Raw genomic sequence first — 23,731 nt, 5'->3', positions numbered from 1 at the left:
GGCGTCAGTCTGCGGTGCTGAAAGCTAGCGACTGGGGCTGCTTTCCAAGGATTTCTCCGTATTGACCAAGCTGCGATTATGGCATTTTGGCCCGGATTTCACTACCTGTTCCGGCCCGCCGCCGGGTTCCCGCCGGGGGGTCAAGGACCTTTTCCGACCGTTTCATTTTTTGTTGCGATGCACGGTTGCGTTTGCCCCGGTTCGGGCGCATAGTGAAAACAAGAGAGTTGTCCGTCCGCCGCCCGGCAGGTCTTGCCAAAGCGGTGTTTTTAACCCCCCTCCAGTCATGGAAAAGGAGTCTCTTTATGAATTTGACGATCAGCGGTCACCACCTTGAAGTTACCCCCGCCTTGCGCGGTTACGTGACCAGCAAGCTGGATCGGATTACCCGGCATTTTGACCAGGTGGTGGATGTCAAGGTTCTGTTGACGGTGGATAACATGAAGGAAAAGGAGTTGCGCCAGAGAGCCGAGTGCAATGTGCATGTCAAGGGACGTGACCTGTTCGCCGAAAGTTCGCATGCCGACCTGTATGCAGCGGTGGATGAACTCGCTGACAAGCTGGACCGCCAGGTCGGCCGCTACAAGACCAAAACCCAGGATCACCACCACGTGACTGCCAAGCGGGAGATGTAAGCGCCGCCACAGGCGGCGGGCTGGCGCAAAATGCCCGCCCCCTCCCGGAAGGCCGCCTGTGCCCTCAGGCGGCTTTTTTATGGCCCGAATGGCCGCCATGCGTGTGAAAGTGCATAATTCGGCGACCCCACCTTGTTATGAACCGTCTTTCGCAAATATTGCCCCCTACCCAGGTTCTGGTCAGTGTCGAGGCCACCAGCAAGAAGCGTGCTTTTGAAGAAGCCGGTCTGCTGTTTGAGAACCTGCATGGCCTGAACCGCGCGCTGATCACCGACAGCCTGTTCGCGCGTGAGCGGCTCGGCTCGACCGGGCTGGGTCATGGCGTGGCAATTCCGCACGGACGTATCAAGGGCCTGAAAGCCCCGATGGCGGCTGTGTTCCAGCTGCACGCTCCGATCGGCTTTGATGCGCCTGACGAGCAGGCCGTGGGCCTGTTGATTTTTCTGCTGGTGCCCGAAGCGGCCACCCAGAAACACCTTGAAATCCTGTCCGAAATCGCTGAACTGCTCAGCGACAGCGCCCTGCGCGAGCGGCTCAAGGCCAGCACCGACGCGGCTGTGCTGCATCAGCTGATTGCCTCCTGGCAATCCAGCCACGCTGTCAGCCCCTGACCCGCGCGCGTGACCGTGACGCAGATTTTCTCCTTCCCAGCGGCATGAAGCCCACCGTCGTCAGCGCCGACGTCCTGTTTGAGGACCACCGCGCCGCGCTGAAGTGGGAGTGGGTGGCCGGCCTGGGCGCTTCGGAGCGACGCTTCGACGAGGTCGCCGTGCGTGCGGCCCGCTCCGGCGCCGACCTGGTCGGTTACCTCAACTACATCCACCCCTACCGCGTGCAGCTGCTGGGTGAGCGCGAAGTCGCTTACCTGAGCAACGGCAGCCCGGAGGATTGCGCCCGCCGCATTTCGCGCATCGTCACGCTGGAGCCGCCGGTGCTGATCATTGCCGACGGCCAGGTGGCGCCCGACACGCTGCTGTCCATGTGCGAGCGGGCCCAGATACCCATGTTTGCCACGAAGGAATCGGCTGCGTTCGTGATCGACGTGCTGCGGGCCTACCTGTCCAAACATTTCGCCGACCGCACCTCCATGCACGGCGTGTTCATGGACATCCTCGGTGTGGGCCTGATGATCACCGGCGAATCGGGCCTGGGCAAAAGCGAGCTGGGCCTGGAGCTGATCTCGCGTGGGCACGGCCTGGTGGCCGACGACGCGGTGGACCTGTACCGCATCAACCAGACCACCATCGAGGGCCGCTGCCCGGAACTGCTGCAGAACCTGCTCGAGGTGCGCGGCATCGGCCTGCTCGACATCAAGGCGATTTTTGGCGAGACGGCGGTGCGGCGCAAGATGCGGCTCAAGCTGATCGTGCACCTGGTGCGGCGCGAAACGCTGGAGCGCGAGTACGAGCGTATCCCCTATGAGCCGCTGACCCAGGACGTGCTGGGCATTCCGGTGCGCAAGGTGATCATCCAGGTGGTGGCCGGGCGCAACATCGCGGTGCTGGTCGAGGCTGCGGTGCGCAATGTCATCCTGCAGCTGCGCGGCATCGACACCTACCAGGAATTTGTCGAACGCCATCGCCAGGCCATGGAGCGGGGCGGCTGAATAGCCCCCACGGTCGCTCACTTCGTGTAGCTCCCGAGGCCTTGCAGGCCGCGGCTCGCGGGACGCTTCGCCTCTGTCGCCTGTCCAAAGCTGCGCAGGCAGCTTTGGAGCCGCAGGCTCCAGCCCCTCAGGGGCCGCTGCGCCTGCGGCCCGGCGAAGCCGGTTCCGCGGCCCCTGCTTGAATTGAGAGCACCTTCGCTCGCCCACGTCGTGAGCGGCCCGGTGCGAAACCCTTACCTCATATTTTGCTATTGAATTAATAGCTGTTTACGCCCACCAATCGAGGGCTACCGCCCAATTCCATCAAAAATCAGCCGTGGTGCGGATGCCGTGGCGACACGGGACGGTTCGGGCACTTTTCCTTGGTGCAGTTGGCATACATCGACAGCGAGTGGTCGGCGATCGCAAACCCCTTGGCCTTGGCGACCGCGTGCTGGCGCTTTTCGATTTCCGCGTCGTAGAACTCCTCGACCTTGCCGCAATCGAGGCACACCAGGTGGTCATGGTGCTGGCCCTCGTTGATTTCATAGACGGCCTTGCCGGATTCGAAATTGCTGCGGTTGAGCAGGCCGGCCTGCTCAAACTGGGTCAACACGCGGTACACCGTGGCCAGCCCGATGTCGGAGCGGTCTTCCAGCAGCACCCGGAAAACATCTTCCGCCGTCATGTGGCGCTGCTTGCCGGCCTGGAAAATCTCCAGGATCTTCAGGCGCGGCAGGGTGGCTTTCAGTCCGGTGTTCTTGAGTTCGTCGATGTTGGTCATGGGGGAGGCTTCCTGAGGAAAAGGGGCCGCAGTCGGGGCCTGTGCAGGCTCGGCGTTCAGGGGGCGGGAGGCGCGTACGCGGCGGCACCCTGCCGCTACAATGGCCAATCATATCGCTACACCCCCCTACTATGTCAGCCATGCGTGCAAATTACCGTCGCGGTCTCCAAGCCGCTTTCGCCGTCCTGGCCTGCGCCGGACTGGCTGCCTGCGGCAGCGGCAAAGGCATGACCGGGGGCTTGAGCGAAAGCAAAATCAATCCCGTCAACTGGATCACGCCCTACAAGGTCGAGATTGTCCAGGGCAACTTCGTCTCCAAGGAGCAGGTCGAACTGCTCAAGCCCGGCATGACCCGGGACCAGGTGCGCCAGGTGCTGGGCACGCCGCTGCTGGCGAGCGTGTTCCATGCGGATCGATGGGACTATGTGTTTACCCTCAAGCGCCAGGGCGTGGAGCCGCAGGCGCTCAGGCTCACGGTTTTCTTCAAGGGTGATGCCCTCGAGCGGTTTGAGGGCGACGCCATGCCCAGCGAATCGGACTTCGTTGCCAAGCTGGACTCGCGCCGCAAGCTCGGCAAGGTGCCTGTGCTGGAGCTGACCGAAGAGCAGCTCCAGGCCGCTGAAAAGAAACCGGCCGCGACGGCCGCCACCACCCCGGTGACGCCCCCCGTTTCCGCGCCGTCGGCCGCCAGCTATCCCCCGCTGGAAAGCCCGACCCGGTGAGCGCGTTGCAGCAGGCCCCTCTTCGCATCGCGGTGGCCGGCGCCAGCGGCCGCATGGGCCAGATGCTGGTCGAGGCCGTGCGCACCAGCGGCGACTGCCAGCTGACCGGCGCGCTGGATGTGGCCACCAGCCCAGGGCTGGGCAGTGATGCCGCGGCCTTCCTCGGACAGGCCAGCGGAGTTTTGATCACCGCCGACCTGGCCGCCGGCTTGGGCGGCTCCCAGGTGCTGATCGACTTCACCCGCCCGGAAGGCACGATGGCCCATTTGGCCCAATGCCGCGAACTCGGCGTCAAGCTGGTGATCGGCACGACCGGGTTTTCCGACGCGCAGAAGGCCGAGATCGCCGCTGCCGCCAAAGACATCGCCATCATGATGGCGCCCAACATGAGCGTCGGTGTGAACGTCACGCTCAAGCTGCTCGAGATGGCCGCCAGGGCCCTGGACACCGGCTACGACATCGAAATCATCGAGGCTCACCACCGCCACAAGGTGGATGCGCCGTCCGGCACCGCGCTGAAAATGGGCGAGGTGATCGCCGGCGCGCTCGGGCGCGACCTCAAGGACTGCGCGGTTTACGCCCGCGAAGGCGTGACCGGCGAGCGTGATCCCTCGTCCATCGGTTTTGCGACGATTCGCGGCGGCGATATCGTCGGCGACCATACCGTGCTGTTTGCCGGCACCGGCGAACGCATCGAAATCACCCACAAATCCTCCAGCCGCGTCACCTACGCCCAGGGCAGCCTGCGGGCCGCGCGTTTTCTGGCCGGCAAACCGGCCGGCCTGTACGACATGTTCGATGTGCTGAACCTGAAGTGAGTGCCTGAATGAACGTGCTCGCGTTGATGATTCAGGGCGACGCCGTGACCGGCCTGGTGGCGGCGCTGCTGCTGCTGATGTCGGTGGCCAGCTGGGTCGTGATTGTCTGGAAAGCCTGGCTGCTCAAGCGGGCGGTCGGCGATGTGGCGCGCAGCACGGCCGTGTTCTGGCAATCCGCCTCTGTCGAGGAGGCCCAGCCCAAGGTGGCTGCGTTCGACCGCGAGGCGCTGGTGCTGCCCCTGATCGCTGCCACCCGACTCCAGGCCGGCGGCACCCTGGCCTCGGCCGGAGACAGGTCCCAGCAGCTGACGCGGGTCCTGCGCGATGCGCTGCATGAGGTGCTGCACAAGCTGCAGTACGGCCAGGTTCTGCTGGCCACCGTCGGTTCCACCGCGCCTTTTGTCGGCCTGCTGGGCACCGTCTGGGGCATTTACCACGCGCTGACCGGCATTGCCGCGGCCGGCCAGATCACCATCGACAAGGTGTCCGGTCCGGTCGGCGAGGCGCTGATCATGACCGCCGCCGGCCTGGCCGTGGCGATCCCGGCCGTGCTGGCTTACAACATCTTCGGCCGCAACATCGGCCGCATCGAGGCGGACCTGGAAGGGTTTGCCTACGATTTGCGGGAATTGCTGGCTGTAGCGGGCCCCGGCGGCAAGGCGGCGGAACGCAGCAAAGAGTCAGTGGACGCAGGCGCGAGGGCGTCGTGAGCTTCGGCCGCCTCGAACGCACCCAGGGCGCCCAGCCCATGAGCGAGATCAACGTCACCCCGCTGGTGGACGTGATGCTGGTCCTGGTGGTGATCTTCATCATCACCGCGCCCCTGCTGGCCAGCTCGATCAAGCTGGACCTGCCCAAAAGTGATGCCGCCCGGCCGAACGAGGCGCCGCAATTTGTCACGCTGGTGGTCGACAGGGCCGGCCAGGCCTTCCTCAATGACCAGCCGGTCTCCGGCGACCAGCTGGACCAGCGCCTGCGGCAAAACGCGGCGCTGAACCCCGACACGGAAGTGCAGCTGCGTGCCGACGAGGCCGTGCCTTATGGCCGCATCGTCGAGGTCATGGGCATCGCGCAAAAAGCCGGCCTGAACCGCATCGGTTTCGTCGCGAACGCCCCCGCCCCCGCAACGCCAGCCCCCGCGACCCGGCCCTGAAGGCGCTCCAGCGGGGCCAGTCCGGTCCAGCGCCTAAAATCCCTGCAACCGGCAGCCAGGGGCTGCTTCATTTTTTTTCCATCTTCCGTGCGCCATGCAAGACAAATACAACCACCTCGACGTTGAGCGCAGTGCGCAAACCCACTGGACCGCCGCGGATGCCTACCGCGTCACCGAAGACTCGTCCAAAAAGAAGTATTACGCCTGCTCCATGCTGCCTTACCCCAGCGGCAAGCTGCACATGGGCCATGTGCGCAACTACACCATCAACGACATGCTCACGCGTTACCTGCGCATGAAGGGCTACAACGTGCTGATGCCCATGGGCTGGGACGCGTTCGGCCTGCCGGCCGAAAACGCCGCGATGAAAAACGGCGTGCCACCCGCGCAGTGGACCTACGACAACATCGCCTACATGAAAAAGCAGATGCAGGCGATGGGGCTGGCGATCGACTGGAGCCGCGAAGTCGCCACCTGCGACCCGAGTTATTACAAGTGGAACCAGTGGCTGTTTTTGAAGATGCTGGACAAGGGCGTCGCCTACCGCAAGACCCAGGTTGTCAACTGGGACCCGGTGGACCAGACCGTGCTGGCCAACGAGCAGGTCATTGACGGCAAGGGCTGGCGCACCGGCGCCGTGGTTGAAAAACGCGAGATCCCCGGCTACTACCTGAAGATCACCGACTACGCCGAAGAACTGCTCGACAGCGTCAGCAACAAGCTGCCGGGCTGGCCCGAGCGCGTCAAGCTGATGCAGGAAAACTGGATAGGCAAAAGCGAAGGTGTGCGTTTTGCGTTCACGCACGACATCAAGGACGCTTCTGGCGCCTTGATCGGCGACGGGAAGATGTACGTCTTCACCACGCGCGCCGACACCATCATGGGTGTGACCTTCTGCGCCGTGGCACCCGAACACCCGCTGGCGATTCACGCGGCGGCGGCCAACCCGAAACTCGCGGCCTTCATCGAGGACTGCAAGTCCGGCGGCACCACCGAGGCCGAACTCGCCACGCAGGAAAAAAAGGGCATGGCTACCGGCCTGTTTGTCACGCACCCGCTGACCGGCGAAAAAGTCGAGGTCTGGGTCGGCAACTATGTGCTCATGAGTTACGGTGACGGCGCGGTGATGGGTGTGCCTGCGCACGACGAGCGCGACTTCGAGTTCGCGAAAAAGTACAAGCTGCCGATCCAGCAGGTCACCGATGTGCCCGGCAAAACCTACAGCCTTGAGGCCTGGGCCGACTGGTACGGCGACAAGCAGCAGGGCGTGGCGATCAATTCCGGCAAGTACAACGGCCTGGTTTTCAAGGCCGCTGTCGATGCCGTGGCGGCCGACCTGGCAGCCAAAGGCCTGGGCGAGAAAAAAACCACTTGGCGCCTGCGCGACTGGGGCGTGAGCCGTCAGCGTTACTGGGGCACGCCGATTCCCATCATTCACTGCGAGGAACACGGCGCGGTGCCGGTGCCGGAAAAAGACCTGCCGGTGGTGCTGCCGCAGGACTGCGTGCCCGACGGCTCGGGCAATCCGCTGCACAAGCATGTTGGTTTCCACGCCGGCGTGACCTGCCCGGTCTGCGGCAAGCCGGCGCGGCGCGAGACCGACACCATGGACACCTTCGTGGACAGCTCGTGGTACTTCATGCGTTACTGCGACCCGAAGAACGAGGACAAAATGGTCGCGGAGGGCGCGGCCTACTGGATGCCGATGGATCAGTACATAGGCGGCATCGAACACGCCATCCTGCACCTGCTGTATGCGCGGTTCTGGACCAAGGTCATGCGCGACATGGGCCTGGTCAAGGTGGACGAACCTTTCACCAAGCTGCTGACGCAGGGCATGGTGCTCAACCATATCTACTCCCGCAAGGGCGACAAGGGCGGCGTCGAATACTTCTGGCCGGCCGATGTGGACGACGTGCACGACGAGCATGGCAAGGTCATCGGCGCCAAGCTCAGGAAGGACGGCTCCATGGTTACCTACGAAGGCGTGGGCACCATGAGCAAGAGCAAGAACAACGGCGTCGATCCGCAGGATCTGATCGAGAAATACGGCGCCGATACCGCGCGCCTGTACACCATGTTCACCTCGCCGCCGGAAGCCACGCTGGAATGGAACGACGCCGGTGTCGAAGGCTCCTACCGTTTCCTGCGCCGGGTCTGGAACTTCGGCGTCAAGCTCGATGCTATGCAATTGGGAGCTGGTGGTGCCCGCCCGCAAAGGGCTGGAACCACATTTGATAAGGAAACGCAGGCGCTGCGCCGCGAGATCCACACGGTGCTCAAGCAGATCGACTACGACTACCAGCGCATGCAGTACAACACCGTGGTGTCGGGCAGCATGAAGCTGCTCAATGCGCTGGAAGACTTCAAGGGCCAGACCTCGACCGGCGCGGCGTTTGCGCTGCGCGAAGGCATGGGCATCCTGCTGCGCTGCCTCTACCCCGCGACGCCGCATGTGGCGCACGCCCTGTGGGAGGATCTCGGTTTTGTCAAAGACCATGGCGGCCTGCTCGATGCGTCCTGGCCGGAGGTCGATGAATCTGCCCTGGTGCAGGACGAGATCGAACTCGTGCTGCAGATCAACGGCAAGCTGCGCGGGTCGGTCACCGTGCCCGCCGGCGCTGACAAGGCCGCGATCGAGGCGGCGGCGCTGGCGTCCGATGCGTTTGTCAAGCAGGCCGCCGGCGCCCCGGCCAAAAAAGTCATCGTTGTGCCGGGCCGCTTGGTCAACATCGTCGTCTGAAGGAAGCCACCATGCAACGTCGCGTTTTCCTGTTGTCCGCTGCGGCGGCTTGGGGCCTGAGTGCCTGCGGATTTGCCTTGCGCAAGGCGCCCAACTACGCCTTCAAGACCATTTACAGTGGTGCGGCCGAAACCTCGACGCTGGGTACCGAGCTCAACCGCAACCTGGAAGCCGGCGGCACGGTGAAGGTGATCCGCGACGCGCGCCTGATCGGCCAGGCGGATGTGATTCTCGACGTGTTGCTCGACCAGCGTGAAAAAACCGTGGTGGGCATCAACGCCTCGGGCCAGGTGCGTGAGTTCCAGCTGCGCACGCGTTTCAGGTTCCAGCTGCGCACGCTCAAGGGCAAGTTGCTGATTCCGCCCGCCGAAATCGTGCTGCAGCGCGACATCAGTTTCAACGAGTCCGCGGTGCTGGCCAAGGAAACCGAGGAGGCGCTCCTCTACCGCGACATGCAGAGCGACATCGTCCAGCAGATCCTGCGCCGTCTGGCAGCCGTCAAGGAGATCTGACGCGGCGGCCCTGCGCTGCAGGGCGGAATAGATGATGAAATCGGGCATTAGCTCAATAAGGACGGATGCAAGCAGCTATTAATTTGGTAGCGCCGATGTGGCCGGTCTCTTGAAGCTCAGCGCATCAGCGTGCTTTTGCCGAACAGGCTTTCAACCAGTTCCAGCACCACTTCGGCAGTGCCGTTGCGCACATCCAGCGCCGGGTTGAGTTCCATCACGTCCAGCGAGGCCAGGCGGCCGGTGTCGGCGATCATTTCCATGCACAGCTGGGCTTCGCGGTAAGTCGGGCCGCCCTTGACGGCCGTGCCCACACCGGGCGCAATCATCGCATCGAGGAAATCCACGTCGAAGCTCACATGCAGGTGAGTCTGTGCATCCACGCCGGCCAGCGCCGCTGCCATGGTCTGCCGCATGCCCTGCTCGTCGATGTAACGCATGTCGAACACTTCCAGGCCCGACTGCCGGATGAAGTGCTTTTCGCCCTCATCGACGCTGCGAATGCCGATCTGCCGCACGGCCGAAGCCTGGATCGCCGGAACCACACCGCCTATGCCGGTCAGCTCGGCCGGGCCGTGCCCGCACAACACGGCCACCGGCATGCCGTGGGTGTTGCCGGTGGGGGTCAGGCGGTCGGTATTGAAGTCGGCATGCGCGTCCAGCCACAACACACGCAAGGTCTGGCCGGTCTGGCGGCAGCGGCGCGCCACGGCGCTTATGGAGCCGATCGCCAGGCAGTGGTCGCCGCCCAGCAGGAGGGGCAGGTCGCCTTCGCTGAGGGCCGAAAACACGGCCTCGTGCACCGAGCGGTTCCAGGCGGCCACCTCGGCCAGGTGGCGGTAACCCTGGACGGGCGCCTGCCACGGGTTGGGCGGGCCGCTCAGGTTGCCGCCGTCCTTCACCTGCAGGCCGCGGCCTTCCAGGGTGGCCTGCAGGCCAGCCACGCGCAGCGCCTCGGGCCCCATTGACGCGCCGCGGGTGCCGGCGCCGATGTCGGTGGGTGCGCCAATCAGGCGAATGCGTTGTGTCATGGGAAGGAGTATGCCGCCAGCAGACCACGCCTGCCAGGTCAGGAGGGCTTGCTGCCAAACCCCCAACCGCTAAACTTGGGCCACCATGAACCTGGCGCCCGCCCAACTTTCCGACCACCTCAAGCGCGGGCTCAAGAGCCTGTACACCCTGCACGGCGACGAGCCGCTGCTGGTGCAGGAGTTCGCCGACGCGCTGCGCGCCGCCGCGCGGGAGCGGGGTTACACCGAACGCACGGTGCACACCGTGGCCGGTGCCCATTTCGACTGGAGCGAGGTGCTGGCCAGCGGCGGCTCCCTGAGCCTGTTTGCCGACAAGCAGATCGTGGAGATCCGCATTCCCAGTGGCAAGCCCGGCAAGGACGGCTCGGTGGCGCTGCAGCAGATTGCCGAACGCGCGCAGGGCGATGACACCACGCTGACCCTGGTGCTGCTGCCGCGCCTGGACAGCATGACGACCAAGGGCGCGTGGTTTGGCGCGCTGGAAAGTTTTGGCACCACGGTCAAATTCGACCCGATTGACCGCCGTAACCTGCCGCAGTGGATCGCGCAGCGCCTGCAGCAGCAGGGCCAGCGCGTGGCGCAGGGCGAGGAGGGGCAGCGCACACTGCAGTTTTTTGCCGACCGTGTCGAAGGCAACCTGCTGGCTGCGCACCAGGAAATCCAGAAGCTGGGCCTGCTGTACCCCCCCGGCGGGGAGGCGTCGGCAGAACTGAGTTTCGACCAGGTCGAAAACGCCGTGCTCAATGTCGCGCGTTACGACGTGTTCAAGCTGTCCGAAGCGGTGCTCGGTGGCCAGGCCCTGCGCGTGCAACGCATGCTCGACGGTTTGCAGTCCGAGGGTGAGTCGGAGGTGCTGGTGCACTGGGCCCTGAGCGAGGACATTCGCAGCATGAAGCGGGTCAAGGACGCCCTGGGCGCGGGCCGGCCCATGCCGATGGCCCTGCGCGAAAACCGCGTCTGGGGTGTCAAGGAAAAACTGTTCGAGCGGGTGTTGCCCCACATGGGCGACACCACGCTGGCCAATTTGCTGCATGCCGCCCACAAGGTCGACGGCATCGTCAAAGGCCTGAAGCAGCCCGACTGGCCGGCCGAGGGCTGGCAGGCGCTGCAGCGCCTGGCCGCCATGGTGTGCAGCGCCTGTGCGGCGCCGGCCGCTGCCGCCCGCGGCGCGCGCCTGCCTGTGAACAGGCCCTAGCGCATGCAGCACACCGCCTCGCTCTCCAAAAAACTCATGCGCATCGGGGCCAGCCTGCTGGTGGTGGCGCTGGTCTCCATCGGGCTGACCCTGTGGGTGACCTGGCAGCTCGAAGGCGGCGCCGCCGCCGTCAACGAAGCCGGGCGCATGCGCATGCAGACCTGGCGTCTGGCCAGCGCCGTGCAGGCCGGCGTGGAACGCACCGAACTGCAGGCGCTGGTGGCCCGGTTCGATGAGAGCCTGGCCCTGCTGCGCGAGGGCGACCCTTCCAGGCCGCTGTTCGTGCCCTGGGACGACCAGGTGCGGGCGCGTTTCAACGATGTCGAGTCCCTGTGGCGCACCCAGCGGCCGTTGTGGCTGGCCGAGCCGGCGCCGGCGGCGCAGGACCTGCTGAAGGCGGGGGGCGCGTTTGTGGACGCCAGCGACCGGCTGGTGCTGGTGATCGAGCAGCACCTGTCCCGGCTGACCGCCATCCTGAACCTGTTCCAGTTCCTGATGATGGTGCTGGCCATCGGCGGGGCGGTCATCATGCTTTTCACCGGCTACATGTACGTGATCAATCCCCTGGCACAGCTGCGGGAGGGCTTGCGCAAGCTGGAGTCCGGGGATTTCAGAACGCGCATCGAGGTCGACACCGTGGACGAGTTCGGCCAGGTGGCGGCCGGCTTCAACCACATGACGGCGACCCTCCAGTCGCTCTATGAAGGGCTGGAGGCCAAGGTCGAGGCCAAGACGCGGCGCATCGAGGCGCAACGCGCGCGGCTGGAGGCGCTGTACAAGGTCAGCGCCTTTCTGGCCCAGGCCGGCAGCATTGACGAGCTGGCACGCGGCTTTGCCCAGCGCGTGCGCGCCGTGATGAAGGCCGACGCTGCCGCTGTCCGCTGGTCCGATGATGCCAACCAGCGCTACCTGATGCTGGCTTCCGACTGCTTCCCGCAGGAGCTGGTGGAGGAAGAGCGCAGCCTGCTGGCCGGCGCCTGCGCCTGCGGCAACCTGCGGCCGGACGCACGTACCCGCGTGATTCCCATCCTCAGCCACGACGAAGCGCCGGTGCGCCACTGCGCCAAGGCGGGCTATGAAAGTGTGGTCACGGTGCCGATTCGCCTGCAACAGCGCCTGCTCGGCGAGTTCAACCTGTTCTTTCGCACGCCGGTCCTGCTGAGTGCCGACGAGATCGAACTGCTGGATGCGCTGGCCAGCCACCTGGCCAGTTCGCTGGAAGGGTTGCGCGCCGATGCCCTGGATCGGGAGGCGGCGGTGGCGGAGGAGCGCGCGCTGCTGGCGCGCAACCTGCATGACTCGATTGCCCAGTCGCTGGCTTTTCTGAAAATTCAGGTGCAATTGCTCAGAGGCGCGGTGCACAAGGGGCAGGCGCCCCAGGTGCAGGGTGCGCTCGATGAACTGGACGTCGGGCTGCGCGAAAGCATCAGCGATGTCCGGGAGCTGCTGGTGCATTTCCGCACGCGCACCAATACCGACGACATTGAGCAGGCCCTGCAGGAAACCCTGCAGAAGTTCCAGAGCCAGACGGGCCTTCCTGCCCAGTTGCAGGTGCAGGGGCAGGGGCTGCCGCTGCCTTCGGACGTGCAGGTGCAGGTGCTGCATGTGCTCCAGGAGGCTCTGTCCAATATCCGCAAACATGCGGGCGCTACGCAAGTGGGACTTGAAGTGATCAAGGGTGAGCACTGGCGTTTTGTGGTGCGCGACAACGGCACCGGCTTCGACACCGGCAAGCACCCCGGGCAGTCCCATGTCGGCCTGAACATCATGCGGGAACGTGCCGGGCGCATAGGCGCTGTGGTCGATATTGTTTCCCGGACTGGCCAGGGAACCACCGTGACACTGACACTGCCACCCCATCCGGAGGTCGGCAGCGGCGTCGCCGCCAAGACCCCGGCCGTCGCGGCCCTCACCGCGGGCGCGCACGGCGACTGAGGACATGACGATGCCCATTGCCCTGCTGGTGGTCGATGACCACACCCTGTTTCGCCGCGGTCTCGTCGCGCTGCTCTCGCAGGACGGGCGTTTCCATGTGGCGGGCGAGGCCGGCGACATCGGTGAGGCACTGCGCTGCGTCGAACGCAGCAAGCCGGACCTGATCCTGCTGGACAACCACCTGCCGGGCGTTCTGGGCGTGGACGGCATCGCGACGCTCAAGGACGCGGCACCCGGCACCCGCATCCTGATGTTGACGGTGAGCGAGAACGAGGACGACCTGTCCGCAGCGCTGCAGGCCGGCGCCGACGGCTACCTGCTGAAAACCGTGGAACTCGATCGCCTGTCGGAATCCATCATCAAGGTGCTGGACGGGGAGTCGGTGGTCAGCCCGGAAATGATGACCAAGCTGGTGGCCGCTTTCCGGTCCAAGGCCCCGCCGACCTCCAATGGCGAGGTCGCTGCGGTCAATGGCGGCCGCAACGGGGACGCCCCGGTGCCGGGCCTGCAGGATGAGCCGGCCATCGCGCTGCTGTCGGCGCGCGAGCGCGAGGTGCTGGCGCTGATCGCACGCGGCGACAGCAACAAGGTGATTGCCCGCAAGCTCGATATCGCGGAGACGACGGTGAAGATTCACGTCCAGCACATCCTGCGCAAGCTGCAGCTCAGTTCGCGGGTCCAGGCAGCCGTATACGCGGCCGGCCGGGAGCTTGGTTGACAAAGATCAAGTCCGGGGCAGCTTGACCCGGTAGTAGTTCTTCAGAACGATGGTCGCGCGGGCCGCCATCGGTTTTAACTGACGCCGCCCCGTTCCAAAGGAGAATGTTCAAGGGGGTGCAAAAGGCCGACAGTCATGCCATGTGTCTGGAGAAACAACATGGCCTCTGAACTGGGCAATTCAAGAAAAGCATGGTCGGTGCTGATTGTCAGCACGCTGGCATTCACCGTCTGCTTCATGGTCTGGATGATGTTCGGCGTGATCGGCATCCCGATCAAGAAGATGCTCAACCTCAATGCCACCGAGTTCGGCCTGCTCGCGGCCACGCCGGTGCTGACGGGCTCGCTGATCCGCGTGCCGCTGGGCATCTGGACCGACCGCTACGGCGGGCGCATCGTCATGGCGATCCTGATGGCCATCACCGTGCCCGCGATCTGGCTCATGAGTTACGCCACGGCCTACTGGCATTTTCTGGTGATCGGCCTGTTTGTCGGCCTGGCCGGCGGCTCCTTCTCGGTGGGCACGCCTTATGTGGCGCGCTGGTTCCCGAAAAACCGCCAGGGCATGGCGATGGGTGTGTACGGCGCCGGAAACTCGGGTGCCGCCGTCAACAAGTTCGTGGCGCCGGTGTTGCTGGTGGCCTTTGGCTGGGCCATGGTGCCGCAGGTGTATGCGGTCATCATGCTGGCTGCGCTGGTGCTGTTCTGGCTGTTCAGCTACAGCGACCCTTCGCACCTGGTGCCCAGCCACGTCAAGTTCAGTGACCAGCTCAAGGCCTTGAAGGACCCGAAAGTTCTCAAGTACTGCCAGTACTACAGCATCGTGTTCGGTGGTTATGTGGCCCTGTCCCTCTGGATGGTTCAGTACTACGTGGGCGAATTCGGCCTCGACATCCGCGTGGCAGCGCTGTTGGCGGCGTGTTTTTCGCTGCCGGGCGGCGTGTTGCGGGCCTTTGGCGGCATCCTGTCCGACAAGTACGGCGCGCACAGCGTGACCTGGTGGGTGATGTGGGTGAGCTGGGTGTGCCTGTTCCTGCTGTCCTACCCGCAGACCGACTTCACCATTCTCACGGTCAATGGCCCGGCGACCTTTCACCTCGGCCTGAACGTCTACACCTTCACCGCGCTGATGTTCATCCTGGGCATCGCCTGGGCCTTCGGCAAGGCCAGCGTTTTCAAGTACATCAGTGACGACTACGGCGCCAACATCGGCGCGATCAGCGGCATTGTCGGGCTGGCCGGCGGCCTGGGCGGCTTCGTGCTGCCCATCATCTTCGGCGGCCTGATGGACCTGACGGGCATCCGTTCCAGCGCTTTCATGTTCATGTACGGCGTCGTCTGGGTCTCGCTGATCTGGATGTACTGGACCGAGGTGCGCCGCACTGAAGTCATGGGCAGGAACGCGTCCGGCGCCCAGGCCTGAAACAGACCCTTTTCGAGGAAACACCATGAATACCAAAACCAGTTCCGGCGTTGACATTACCGACTGGCGTCCCGAGGACGAGCAGTTCTGGGAAAGCACCGGCAAACGTATTGCCTACCGCAACCTCTGGATCTCCGTGCCCAGCCTGCTGTGCGGCTTTGCCGTCTGGGGCATGTGGGGCATCATCACGGTGCAGATGCTCAACCTGGGCTTTCCCTTCACCCAGGCCGAACTCTTCACGCTGACGGCGATTGCAGGCCTGGCCGGCGCCACCATGCGCATTCCGGCCTCCTTCCTGATCCGGCTGGCCGGCGGACGCAACACCATCTTCCTGACGACTTCGATGCTGCTGGCGCCGGCCATCGGCACCGGCATCGTGCTGCAGCACCCCGAATGGCCGCTGTGGTCCTTCCAGCTGATGGCCCTGTGGTCGGGCGTGGGTGGCGGCAACTTCGCCAGTTCGATGTCCAACATCAGCACCTTCTTTCCCAAGCGGCTGCAGGGCACGGCGCTTGGGCTTAATGCGGGCCTGGGCAACTTCGGCGTCACCGCCATGCAGGTCGTCATTCCCCTGGTGATGACCGTCGGCATCTTCGGCAGTTTCGGAGGCGAATCGATGACGCTGGTCAAGGACAGCGGCTGGATTCTCGGAAAAATCACGGCCGGAACGCCGACCTGGATCCAGAACGCCGGTTTTGCCTGGCTGCTGTCTCTGATACCGCTGTCGGTCATCTGCTTCTTCGGCATGAACAACCTGACCACCGTCTCGCCCGCCATCGGCGGCACGATCCCGGCCTTCCTCAAGATCATCTGGCTGTACACCCTGTCCTTTGTGCCGGCCGGTGTCGGGCTGTACCTCTACCTGCCCAAACCTACCGGGTTGGGCTTGCTCAACATGTGGATCGCCATGCCACTGATCGTGCTGAGCACCCTGATGGTGTTGAAGGTGACGGCCTTCGGTCCGATGAAGGAAGCCATTGCCAAACAGTTCTCCATTTTCAGCAACAAGCACACCTGGTCGCTGACCATGCTGTACATCGTGACCTTCGGTTCCTTCATCGGTTTTTCGATGGCCCTGCCGCTGGCGATCACGGTGATCTTCGGCATCAGCCACGTGCCGGACGCCGCCGGCGTCATGCAGCACACACTGAAAAACCCGAACGCACCGTCGGCGCTGACCTTTGCCTGGATAGGCCCGTTTGTGGGCGCGCTGATCCGGCCCGTGGGCGGCTGGGTCTCGGACAAGGTCGGCGGCTCCATCGTGACGCAGATCATCTCCGCCATCATGGTGGTGGCCTCCGTGGCCGTAGGTTACGTCATGCTGCTGGCCTACAAGTCGGCCGCGCCCGAGCAGTACTTCCTGATCTTCATGGTGCTGTTCGTCGTGCTGTTTGCCGCCAGCGGCATCGGCAACGGCTCCACCTTCCGCACGATTGGCGTCATCTTCGACCGCCAGCAGGCCGGCCCGGTGCTGGGCTGGACCTCGGCCATTGCCGCCTACGGCGCCTTCATCGCCCCGGTGGTCATAGGCGCACAGATCAAGGCCGGCACGCCGGAAAACGCCATGTACGGCTTTGCCATTTTCTATGCCCTGTGCCTGGTGCTGAACTGGTGGTTTTACCTGCGCCGCGGCGCCGAGATCAAAAACCCCTGACCCGCCGCTGGGCCCGCTTTTACCGCATTACCGGAGAATCAAATGAGTCATTTTCTTGATCGACTGAGCCACTTTTCCAACCCCAGGGAGTCCTTTTCCGGGGCGCACGGCGTCACCACCGCCGAAGACAGGACTTGGGAAGACGCTTACCGCAACCGCTGGGCGCACGACAAGATCGTGCGTAGCACCCATGGCGTGAACTGCACGGGCTCTTGTTCGTGGAAGATTTATGTCAAGGGCGGCATCGTCACCTGGGAAACCCAGCAGACCGACTACCCGCGCACGCGCTGGGACATGCCCAACCACGAGCCGCGCGGCTGCTCGCGCGGTGCCAGCTACAGCTGGTACCTCTACAGCGCCAACCGCGTCAAGTACCCCATGGTGCGTGCGCGCCTGCTCAAGCACTGGCGTGAGGCGCGTTTGACCTTGCCGCCGGTCGAGGCCTGGGCGGCCGTGGTGCAGGACGATGCCAAGCGGCGCGACTACCAGAGCGTGCGCGGCCTCGGGGGTTTTGTCCGTTCCAGCTGGGACGAGGTCAACGAGATCATTGCGGCCTCCAACGTCCACACGATCAAGAAGCACGGCGCCGACCGCATCATCGGTTTCTCCCCGATCCCGGCGATGTCCATGGTCAGTTACGCCTCCGGTTCGCGTTACCTGTCGTTGATAGGGGGCGTGTGCATGAGCTTTTACGACTGGTATTGCGACCTGCCTCCGTCCAGCCCCCAGGTCTGGGGTGAGCAGACCGACGTGCCGGAGTCGGCCGACTGGTACAACTCGGGGTTCATCATTGCCTGGGGCTCCAACGTGCCGCAGACGCGCACCCCCGATGCGCACTTCTTCACCGAAGTCCGTTACAAGGGCACCAAGACCGTGGCGATCACGCCCGACTATTCCGAGGTTGCCAAACTCTCCGACCTGTGGCTGCACCCCAAGCAGGGCACTGATGCTGCGGTCGCCATGGCCATGGGCCATGTGATCCTGAAGGACTTCTATTTCGGCGGCAACGGCAAGCCGCGGTCGGCCTATTTCGACCACTACGCACGCCGCTATACCGACCTGCCCATGCTCGTGATGCTGAAGGAGCACCAGCTGGAAAACGGCGAAACCGTTTTGGTGCCGGACCGTTATGTGCGCGCGTCCGACTTCAACGGCAAGCTGGGCCAGGCGAACAACCCCGAGTGGAAAACCGTGGCCTTCGATGCGCAGGGCAAGGTCGTGCTGCCACACGGCGCCATTGGCTTTCGCTGGGGCCCGGATGGCCGTGCCGACGCCGGGCAGTGGAACCTGGAGTCCAGGGAGGCGCGCCAGGGTGACGAGGTCACGCTCAAGCTGTCGGTGATGGAGGGTGATGCACCCAGCGCCGACAGCGCCAAGGTCGGCTTTCCCTACTTCGGCGGCATCCACCATGACCATTTCCAGAACAACGAGCAGGGCGATGTGCTGGTGCGCACGGTACCGGTGCAGCGCATTTCACTCGGCAAGGCCGGCGAAGAGCGCTCGGCCCTGGTGGCGACGGTGTTCGACCTGCAGGTCGCGCAATACGGCATTCCCCGCGGCTTGCCCGGTGAACTGGCTGCCGCCGACTTTGACGACAACACCCCCTACACCCCGGCCTGGCAGGAGCAGATCACCGGTGTGCCACGCGACCAGATCATCGCCGTCGCGCGCCAGTTTGCCGACAATGCCGACAAGACCGAAGGCCGGTCCATGGTCATCATCGGCGCCGGCATGAACCACTGGTACCACAGTGACATGAACTACCGCAGCGTCATCAACATGCTGATGATGTGCGGCTGCATCGGCAAGAGCGGGGGCGGCTGGGCGCACTACGTGGGCCAGGAAAAACTGCGGCCGCAGACCGGCTGGACACCGCTGGCCTTCGCGCTCGACTGGATCCGCCCACCCCGGCAGATGAACTCCACCAGCTTCTTTTATGCGCATACCGACCAGTGGCGCTACGAGAAGCTCGGCGTGGACGAGGTGCTGTCCCCACTCGCCGACAAAAAACTCTACGGCGGCAGCATGATCGACTACAACGTGCGCGCCGAGCGCATGGGCTGGTTGCCGAGTGCGCCGCAACTGCAGACCCACCCGATGCAGGTGGTCAAGGATGCGCAGGCCGCGGGCCTGGATGCCAAGGACTATGTCGTCAAGTCGCTCAAGGACGGCTCGCTCAAGATGAGCTGCGAGGACCCGGACCACCCCGCCAACTGGCCGCGCAACATGTTTGTCTGGCGCTCCAACATCATCGGTTCTTCGGGCAAGGGCCATGAGTATTTCCTCAAGCATCTGCTGGGTACGGACAACGGCGTTCAGGGCAAGGATCTGGGGGCCGAAGAAGGCAAGCCCGAGGAAGTGGTCTGGCACGACAAGGCGCCCGAAGGCAAGCTGGACCTGCTGGTCACGCTCGACTTCCGCATGAGCACGACCTGCCTGTACTCCGACATCGTGTTGCCGACCGCAACCTGGTACGAGAAGAACGACCTCAACACCAGCGACATGCACCCCTTCATCCATCCGCTGTCCACCGCGGTGGACCCGGTGTGGCAATCGAAAAGCGACTGGGAAATCTACAAGGGCTTCGCGAAAAAATTCAGCGAGCTGTGCGAAGGCCATCTCGGTGTCGAGAAGGAAATGGTGCTGACCCCGGTGATGCACGACTCACCGGGCGAGCTGGCCCAGCCTTTTGACGTCAAGGACTGGAAGCGTGGCGAGTGCGAACTGGTGCCCGGCAAGACGGCGCCCCAGATGCAGGTGGTCGAACGCGACTATCCCAACGTCTACAAACGTTTCACGGCTGTGGGCCCCCTGCTCAACAAGGTAGGCAACGGCGGCAAGGGCATTTCCTGGAATACCGAAACCGAGGTGCGGCAACTCGGCGAACTCAACGGCCTGGTGACCGAGCCCGGCGTGACCCAGGGCATGCCACGCATCAACAGCGACATTGACGCCTGCGAAATGGTGTTGCAGCTCGCGCCTGAAACCAACGGCCATGTGGCGGTCAAGGCCTGGGCGGCACTGGGCAAGCAGACCGGCCGTGAGCACACGCACCTGGCGCTGCACCGCGAGGACGAGAAGATCCGCTTCCGCGATATCCAGGCGCAACCGCGCAAGATCATCAGCTCGCCGACCTGGAGCGGCATCGAATCGGAAACCGTGTCGTACAACGCCGGCTACACCAATGTGCATGAACTGATCCCATGGCGCACCCTCACCGGCCGCCAGCAGTTCTATCAGGACCACCCGTGGATGCTGGCTTTCGGCGAGGGCCTGGCCAGCTACCGGCCGCCGGTGAACCTGAAGGCCACCGCCGGGGTGCACGGTATCCGTACCAACGGCAACACCGAGATCTTGCTGAACTTCATCACGCCGCACCAGAAGTGGGGCATCCATTCGACCTACACCGACAACCTGTTGATGCTGACGCTGAGCCGGGGCGGGCCCATCATCTGGCTCAGTGAGGACGATGCCAAGCTGATCGGCGTGGAAGACAACGACTGGATCGAGGCCTATAACGTCAACGGCGCGATTGCCGCGCGGGCCGTCGTCAGCCAGCGGGTCAAGCCCGGCATGGTGATGATGTACCACGCGCAGGAAAAAATCGTCAACACCCCGGGTTCGGAGATCACCGGCCAGCGTGGCGGCATTCACAACTCGGTGACGCGCATCGTGCTCAAGCCAACCCACATGATCGGCGGCTACGCGCAGCTTTCCTACGGCTTCAACTACTACGGAACCATAGGCACCAACCGCGATGAATTTGTCGTGGTGCGCAAGATGGACAAGGTGGACTGGCTGGACACGCCACGTGATGACGAGCGCGCGTTCGCCGTGCAACAGATGGGAGAAGCAGCATGAAGGTACGCGCACAAATCGGCATGGTGCTGAACCTGGACAAGTGCATCGGTTGCCACACTTGTTCGGTCACCTGCAAAAACGTCTGGACCAGCCGGCCCGGTATGGAATACGCCTGGTTCAACAACGTTGAAACCAAGCCCGGCATCGGTTACCCCAAGGAGTGGGAAAACCAGGACAAGTGGAACGGCGGCTGGGTACGCAAGGCCGACGGTTCCATCGAACCGCGCCAGGGCGGAAAGTGGAAGCTGCTGATGCGCATCTTCTCCAACCCGAACATGCCGCAGATCGACGACTACTACGAACCTTTCACTTTCGACTACGACCACCTGCAGTCGGCGCCGGAAATGAAGGCCACGCCGACGGCGCGGCCGCGCAGCCTGATCACCGGCAAGCGCATGGAGAAAATCGAATGGGGTCCGAACTGGGAAGAGATCCTCGGCGGCGAGTTTTCCAAGCGCAGCAAGGACGCCAACCTGGCGAACTTCGACCAGGTCCAGAAAGACATGGTGGGCCAGTTCGAAAACACCTTCATGATGTATTTGCCGCGCCTGTGCGAGCACTGCCTGAACCCGGCCTGTGTGGCGTCCTGTCCTTCGGGCTCGATCTACAAGCGCGAGGAAGACGGCATCGTGCTAATCGACCAGGACAAGTGCCGCGGCTGGCGCATGTGTGTCTCGGGCTGCCCGTACAAAAAAATCTATTACAACTGGAAGAGCGGCAAGGCCGAAAAATGCACCTTCTGCTATCCGCGTATTGAAGCCGGCCAGCCGACCGTCTGCAGCGAAACCTGCGTGGGCCGCATCCGTTACCTTGGCGTGGTGCTGTATGACGCCGACCGCATCCAGGAAGCGGCCAGCGTGGAAGACGACAAGGACCTGTACCAGGCCCAGCTCGACATCTTCCTGGACCCGAACGATCCGAAAGTGATTGAACAGGCGCGCAAGGACGGCATTCCCGAAGCCTGGCTGGAAGGCGCCCGCCGCAGCCCGGTCTACAAGATGGCTGTGGAGTGGAAGGTGGCGCTGCCGCTGCACCCCGAGTACCGCACGCTGCCCATGGTCTGGTACGTGCCGCCGCTGTCGCCCATCACCTCGGCGGCCAACGCCGGCCAGATCGGCATCAACGGCGAGTTGCCCGACATCGCGCAGATGCGTATTCCCGTGCAGTACCTGGCCAACCTGCTGACCGCGGGCGACACAGCACCGGTGATCCGCTCACTGCAGCGCATGCTGGCGATGCGTTCCTACCAGCGCAGCAAACATGTGGACCAGGTGCAGAACCTGGCGGTGCTGGAGCAGGCCGGATTGACCGTGGCCGAGGTCGAGGAGATGTATCACATCATGGCGATTGCCAACTACGAAGACCGCTTCGTGATTCCGACCACGCACCGCGAATACGCCGAGAACGCCTTCGACATGCGCGGCGGCTGCGGCTTCACCTTCGGCAACGGCTGCTCCGACGGCGCCAGCGACGTCAGCCTGTTCGGCGGCAACAAGAAACGCACTATTCCCATCAAGGTGGAGGTCTGAACCATGGCACTTTTCAACAACACCCCCGCTGTGGCTTCGAAGAGCCTGCGTGTGCTGGCCCGGCTGCTCGCTTACCCCGACGCCGAGCTGCGCAGCCATCTGGGCGCGCTGCGCGAGGCACTGCACGAAGAACGTGCCCTGGAGCCGCTGCGGCTGGCCGAGCTGGATGGCCTGATCGAAGCGCTCGCGCTTGCGCCGGCGCTTGTGACCGAGGCGGCGTATGTCGAGTTGTTCGACCGGGGCCGCGCCACATCGCTGCACCTGTTCGAACACGTGCACGGCGACTCGCGCGATCGCGGGCCGGCCATGATCGACCTCGCGCAGACCTACGAGAAGGCCGGCATGTACCTGGCAGAAGGCGAGATGCCGGACTTCCTGCCGGTGGTGCTTGAATTCACCTCGACCCAGCCACCGCGCGAGGCGCGCGAGTTTCTGGCCGAGATGGCGCACATCTTCAATGCAATTTTTGCGGCCCTGCAGCAGCGCGAAAGTGCCTATGCCTCCGTGCTGGGCGCCTTGCTGGAGCTGGCGGGGGAAAAGGCCCAGCCGGTGCAGATCGCGGCGGAAGAACCTGTCGACGCGGTCTGGGAAGAGCCGGTGGTTTTTGACGGCTGCTCGTCCAAAGGCCAGGCCAGGCCGGACCAGCCGCAACCGATTCACATCGTGCCGCACGTACGCAAGGCACGACCCACCCAAGGAGTACAAGCATGAGCCCCGGACTTCACGGATTTCTTTTTGGTGTCTATCCCTACATCTGCCTGACCGTGTTTCTGCTCGGCAGCCTGATCCGCTTCGACCGCGACCAGTACACCTGGAAAAGCGACTCTTCGCAGTTGCTGCGCACCGGCCTGCTGCGCTGGGGCAGCAACCTGTTCCACGTGGGCATCCTGTTCCTGTTCTTCGGCCATCTGGTCGGCCTGCTGACACCCCACGCGGTGTATGGCTTTTTCATGGACGCAGCGACCAAGCAGCGCATGGCCATCTACGCGGGGGGCATTGCCGGCGTCATCTGCTTCATCGGCCTGTCGATGCTGATTTACCGCCGCATGTTCGATCCGCGCATCCGTTACACCAGCCACAGGACCGATCTCGCGATCCTGCTGATCCTATGGGTCCAGCTGGTGGTGGGTCTGATCACCCTGCCGTATTCGTGGGGACACGCCGATGGCAGCGTGATGCTGATCCTGGCCGAATGGGCGCAGCGCATTCTCACCCTGCGTGAGGTGGACTCTGCAGCGCTGGCCGTCCTGCCCTGGCCCTACCGTTTCCACATCGTGTTCGGCATGACTATCTTCCTGCTGTTCCCGTTCAGCCGTCTGGTGCATGTGTGGAGCGGCTTCGGAGCGGTCGCCTACCTGTTCCGTCCCTACCAGATGGTGCGCAGCCGTCGCCTGGGCATTCCGCGGGCCAAATCGCCGGGTGCCCGTTGACCTCACC

The 23,731-nt window shown here is 64.0% G+C and carries 20 protein-coding genes; 18 read left to right on the top strand and 2 right to left on the bottom strand.

Translation table 11 applies throughout. The features are described 5' to 3' along the window. The first annotated feature begins 305 nt into the window (after positions 1-305). The 3 genes from raiA to hprK all read left to right on the top strand — a co-directional run bounded on the left by raiA (position 306) and on the right by hprK (position 2,241). Positions 306-635 (top strand): ribosome-associated translation inhibitor RaiA, encoded by a 330-nt coding sequence (raiA, locus tag B7X65_RS06115; protein ID WP_096667575.1) that lies wholly within the window; start codon positions 306-308, stop codon positions 633-635. A gap of 137 nt (positions 636-772) precedes the next feature. Further along, on the top strand, positions 773-1,246 hold the full coding sequence (locus B7X65_RS06110; protein ID WP_293593406.1) for a PTS sugar transporter subunit IIA: 474 nt from the start codon (positions 773-775) through the stop codon (positions 1,244-1,246). Between the two features lie 44 nt (positions 1,247-1,290). Further along, positions 1,291-2,241, top strand: a complete 951-nt coding sequence (gene hprK, locus B7X65_RS06105; RefSeq protein WP_293593405.1) for an HPr(Ser) kinase/phosphatase — start codon at positions 1,291-1,293, stop codon at positions 2,239-2,241. Between the two features lie 310 nt (positions 2,242-2,551). Here hprK and fur read toward each other — a convergent pair whose 3' ends face one another. Beyond that, the gene (gene fur / locus B7X65_RS06100; RefSeq protein WP_293593404.1) at positions 2,552-3,004 is read right to left on the bottom strand and encodes a ferric iron uptake transcriptional regulator; all 453 of its coding nucleotides are present in this window, start codon (positions 3,002-3,004) and stop codon (positions 2,552-2,554) included. Positions 3,005-3,231: 227 nt separating this feature from the next. On the opposite strand from fur, the gene B7X65_RS06095 reads away from it, so the two are divergent. The 6 genes from B7X65_RS06095 (at position 3,232) to lptE (ending at position 8,952) form a co-directional block, all read left to right on the top strand. Continuing rightward, a complete protein-coding gene (locus tag B7X65_RS06095; RefSeq protein WP_293593491.1) occupies positions 3,232-3,726 on the top strand; it encodes an outer membrane protein assembly factor BamE in 495 nt (164 codons plus the stop codon). A 5-nt stretch (positions 3,727-3,731) separates the two neighbouring features. Next, positions 3,732-4,544, top strand: a complete 813-nt coding sequence (gene dapB / locus B7X65_RS06090) for a 4-hydroxy-tetrahydrodipicolinate reductase (protein WP_293593490.1) — start codon at positions 3,732-3,734, stop codon at positions 4,542-4,544. Between the two features lie 8 nt (positions 4,545-4,552). Further along, positions 4,553-5,254 (top strand): MotA/TolQ/ExbB proton channel family protein, encoded by a 702-nt coding sequence (locus tag B7X65_RS06085; RefSeq protein WP_293593403.1) that lies wholly within the window; start codon positions 4,553-4,555, stop codon positions 5,252-5,254. Further along, a complete protein-coding gene (locus tag B7X65_RS06080; RefSeq protein ID WP_293593402.1) occupies positions 5,251-5,697 on the top strand; it encodes a biopolymer transporter ExbD in 447 nt (148 codons plus the stop codon). The genes B7X65_RS06085 and B7X65_RS06080 overlap by 4 nt, the downstream gene beginning before the upstream one ends. A 94-nt stretch (positions 5,698-5,791) precedes the next feature. Further along, complete coding sequence (gene leuS, locus B7X65_RS06075; protein ID WP_293593401.1) at positions 5,792-8,440, top strand: leucine--tRNA ligase; 2,649 nt, start codon at positions 5,792-5,794, stop codon at positions 8,438-8,440. A gap of 11 nt (positions 8,441-8,451) precedes the next feature. Beyond that, positions 8,452-8,952 carry an LPS assembly lipoprotein LptE gene (gene lptE / locus B7X65_RS06070; protein WP_293593400.1) on the top strand — a complete coding sequence of 167 codons (501 nt, stop codon included), beginning with the start codon at positions 8,452-8,454 and terminating at the stop codon, positions 8,950-8,952. A gap of 116 nt (positions 8,953-9,068) precedes the next feature. On the opposite strand, the gene rocF is transcribed toward lptE, so the two are convergent. Next, positions 9,069-9,980: an arginase gene (gene rocF, locus B7X65_RS06065; RefSeq protein WP_293593399.1), complete on the bottom strand. Its 912-nt coding sequence runs from the start codon at positions 9,978-9,980 to the stop codon at positions 9,069-9,071. Between the two features lie 85 nt (positions 9,981-10,065). On the opposite strand from rocF, the gene holA reads away from it, so the two are divergent. The 9 genes from holA to narI all read left to right on the top strand — a co-directional run bounded on the left by holA (position 10,066) and on the right by narI (position 23,724). Further along, positions 10,066-11,175 (top strand): DNA polymerase III subunit delta, encoded by a 1,110-nt coding sequence (holA, locus tag B7X65_RS06060; protein ID WP_293593398.1) that lies wholly within the window; start codon positions 10,066-10,068, stop codon positions 11,173-11,175. A 3-nt stretch (positions 11,176-11,178) separates the two neighbouring features. Beyond that, positions 11,179-13,110 (top strand): type IV pili methyl-accepting chemotaxis transducer N-terminal domain-containing protein, encoded by a 1,932-nt coding sequence (locus B7X65_RS06055; protein ID WP_293593397.1) that lies wholly within the window; start codon positions 11,179-11,181, stop codon positions 13,108-13,110. 4 nt (positions 13,111-13,114) lie between these two features. Next, entirely contained in the window at positions 13,115-13,828 is a 714-nt protein-coding gene (locus B7X65_RS06050; RefSeq protein WP_293593396.1) for a response regulator, read from the top strand. 159 nt (positions 13,829-13,987) lie between these two features. Continuing rightward, positions 13,988-15,250, top strand: coding sequence for a nitrate/nitrite transporter (locus B7X65_RS06045; protein WP_293593395.1), 1,263 nt, complete (start codon positions 13,988-13,990; stop codon positions 15,248-15,250). Between the two features lie 25 nt (positions 15,251-15,275). After that, a complete protein-coding gene (locus B7X65_RS06040; protein WP_293593394.1) occupies positions 15,276-16,904 on the top strand; it encodes an antiporter in 1,629 nt (542 codons plus the stop codon). A gap of 42 nt (positions 16,905-16,946) precedes the next feature. Continuing rightward, complete coding sequence (locus B7X65_RS06035) at positions 16,947-20,765, top strand: nitrate reductase subunit alpha (protein ID WP_293593393.1); 3,819 nt, start codon at positions 16,947-16,949, stop codon at positions 20,763-20,765. Further along, positions 20,762-22,294: a nitrate reductase subunit beta gene (gene narH, locus B7X65_RS06030; RefSeq protein ID WP_293593392.1), complete on the top strand. Its 1,533-nt coding sequence runs from the start codon at positions 20,762-20,764 to the stop codon at positions 22,292-22,294. Before B7X65_RS06035 ends, narH begins: the two co-directional genes overlap by 4 nt. Positions 22,295-22,297: 3 nt before the next feature. Further along, positions 22,298-23,005 (top strand): nitrate reductase molybdenum cofactor assembly chaperone, encoded by a 708-nt coding sequence (narJ, locus tag B7X65_RS06025; protein WP_293593391.1) that lies wholly within the window; start codon positions 22,298-22,300, stop codon positions 23,003-23,005. Further along, positions 23,002-23,724, top strand: a complete 723-nt coding sequence (narI, locus tag B7X65_RS06020; RefSeq protein WP_293593390.1) for a respiratory nitrate reductase subunit gamma — start codon at positions 23,002-23,004, stop codon at positions 23,722-23,724. The genes narJ and narI overlap by 4 nt, the downstream gene beginning before the upstream one ends. Positions 23,725-23,731: the final 7 nt, after the last annotated feature.

Source organism: Polaromonas sp. 39-63-25 (assembly GCF_002278925.1).
GTDB lineage: Bacteria > Pseudomonadota > Gammaproteobacteria > Burkholderiales > Burkholderiaceae_C > Polaromonas.
Note: the sequence above shows the minus strand (reverse complement) of the source record. Positions and strands in the feature narration are given on the sequence as shown.

Coding starts and splice junctions, on each gene's coding strand:
- raiA (WP_096667575.1), top strand. CDS start 306: ATGAATTTGACGATCAGCGGTCACCACCTTGAAGTTACCCCCGCCTTG.
- B7X65_RS06110 (WP_293593406.1), top strand. CDS start 773: ATGAACCGTCTTTCGCAAATATTGCCCCCTACCCAGGTTCTGGTCAGT.
- hprK (WP_293593405.1), top strand. CDS start 1,291: ATGAAGCCCACCGTCGTCAGCGCCGACGTCCTGTTTGAGGACCACCGC.
- fur (WP_293593404.1), bottom strand. CDS start 3,004: ATGACCAACATCGACGAACTCAAGAACACCGGACTGAAAGCCACCCTG.
- B7X65_RS06095 (WP_293593491.1), top strand. CDS start 3,232: ATGACCGGGGGCTTGAGCGAAAGCAAAATCAATCCCGTCAACTGGATC.
- B7X65_RS06085 (WP_293593403.1), top strand. CDS start 4,553: ATGAACGTGCTCGCGTTGATGATTCAGGGCGACGCCGTGACCGGCCTG.
- leuS (WP_293593401.1), top strand. CDS start 5,792: ATGCAAGACAAATACAACCACCTCGACGTTGAGCGCAGTGCGCAAACC.
- lptE (WP_293593400.1), top strand. CDS start 8,452: ATGCAACGTCGCGTTTTCCTGTTGTCCGCTGCGGCGGCTTGGGGCCTG.
- rocF (WP_293593399.1), bottom strand. CDS start 9,980: ATGACACAACGCATTCGCCTGATTGGCGCACCCACCGACATCGGCGCC.
- holA (WP_293593398.1), top strand. CDS start 10,066: ATGAACCTGGCGCCCGCCCAACTTTCCGACCACCTCAAGCGCGGGCTC.
- B7X65_RS06055 (WP_293593397.1), top strand. CDS start 11,179: ATGCAGCACACCGCCTCGCTCTCCAAAAAACTCATGCGCATCGGGGCC.
- B7X65_RS06050 (WP_293593396.1), top strand. CDS start 13,115: ATGACGATGCCCATTGCCCTGCTGGTGGTCGATGACCACACCCTGTTT.
- B7X65_RS06045 (WP_293593395.1), top strand. CDS start 13,988: ATGGCCTCTGAACTGGGCAATTCAAGAAAAGCATGGTCGGTGCTGATT.
- B7X65_RS06040 (WP_293593394.1), top strand. CDS start 15,276: ATGAATACCAAAACCAGTTCCGGCGTTGACATTACCGACTGGCGTCCC.
- B7X65_RS06035 (WP_293593393.1), top strand. CDS start 16,947: ATGAGTCATTTTCTTGATCGACTGAGCCACTTTTCCAACCCCAGGGAG.
- narH (WP_293593392.1), top strand. CDS start 20,762: ATGAAGGTACGCGCACAAATCGGCATGGTGCTGAACCTGGACAAGTGC.
- narJ (WP_293593391.1), top strand. CDS start 22,298: ATGGCACTTTTCAACAACACCCCCGCTGTGGCTTCGAAGAGCCTGCGT.
- narI (WP_293593390.1), top strand. CDS start 23,002: ATGAGCCCCGGACTTCACGGATTTCTTTTTGGTGTCTATCCCTACATC.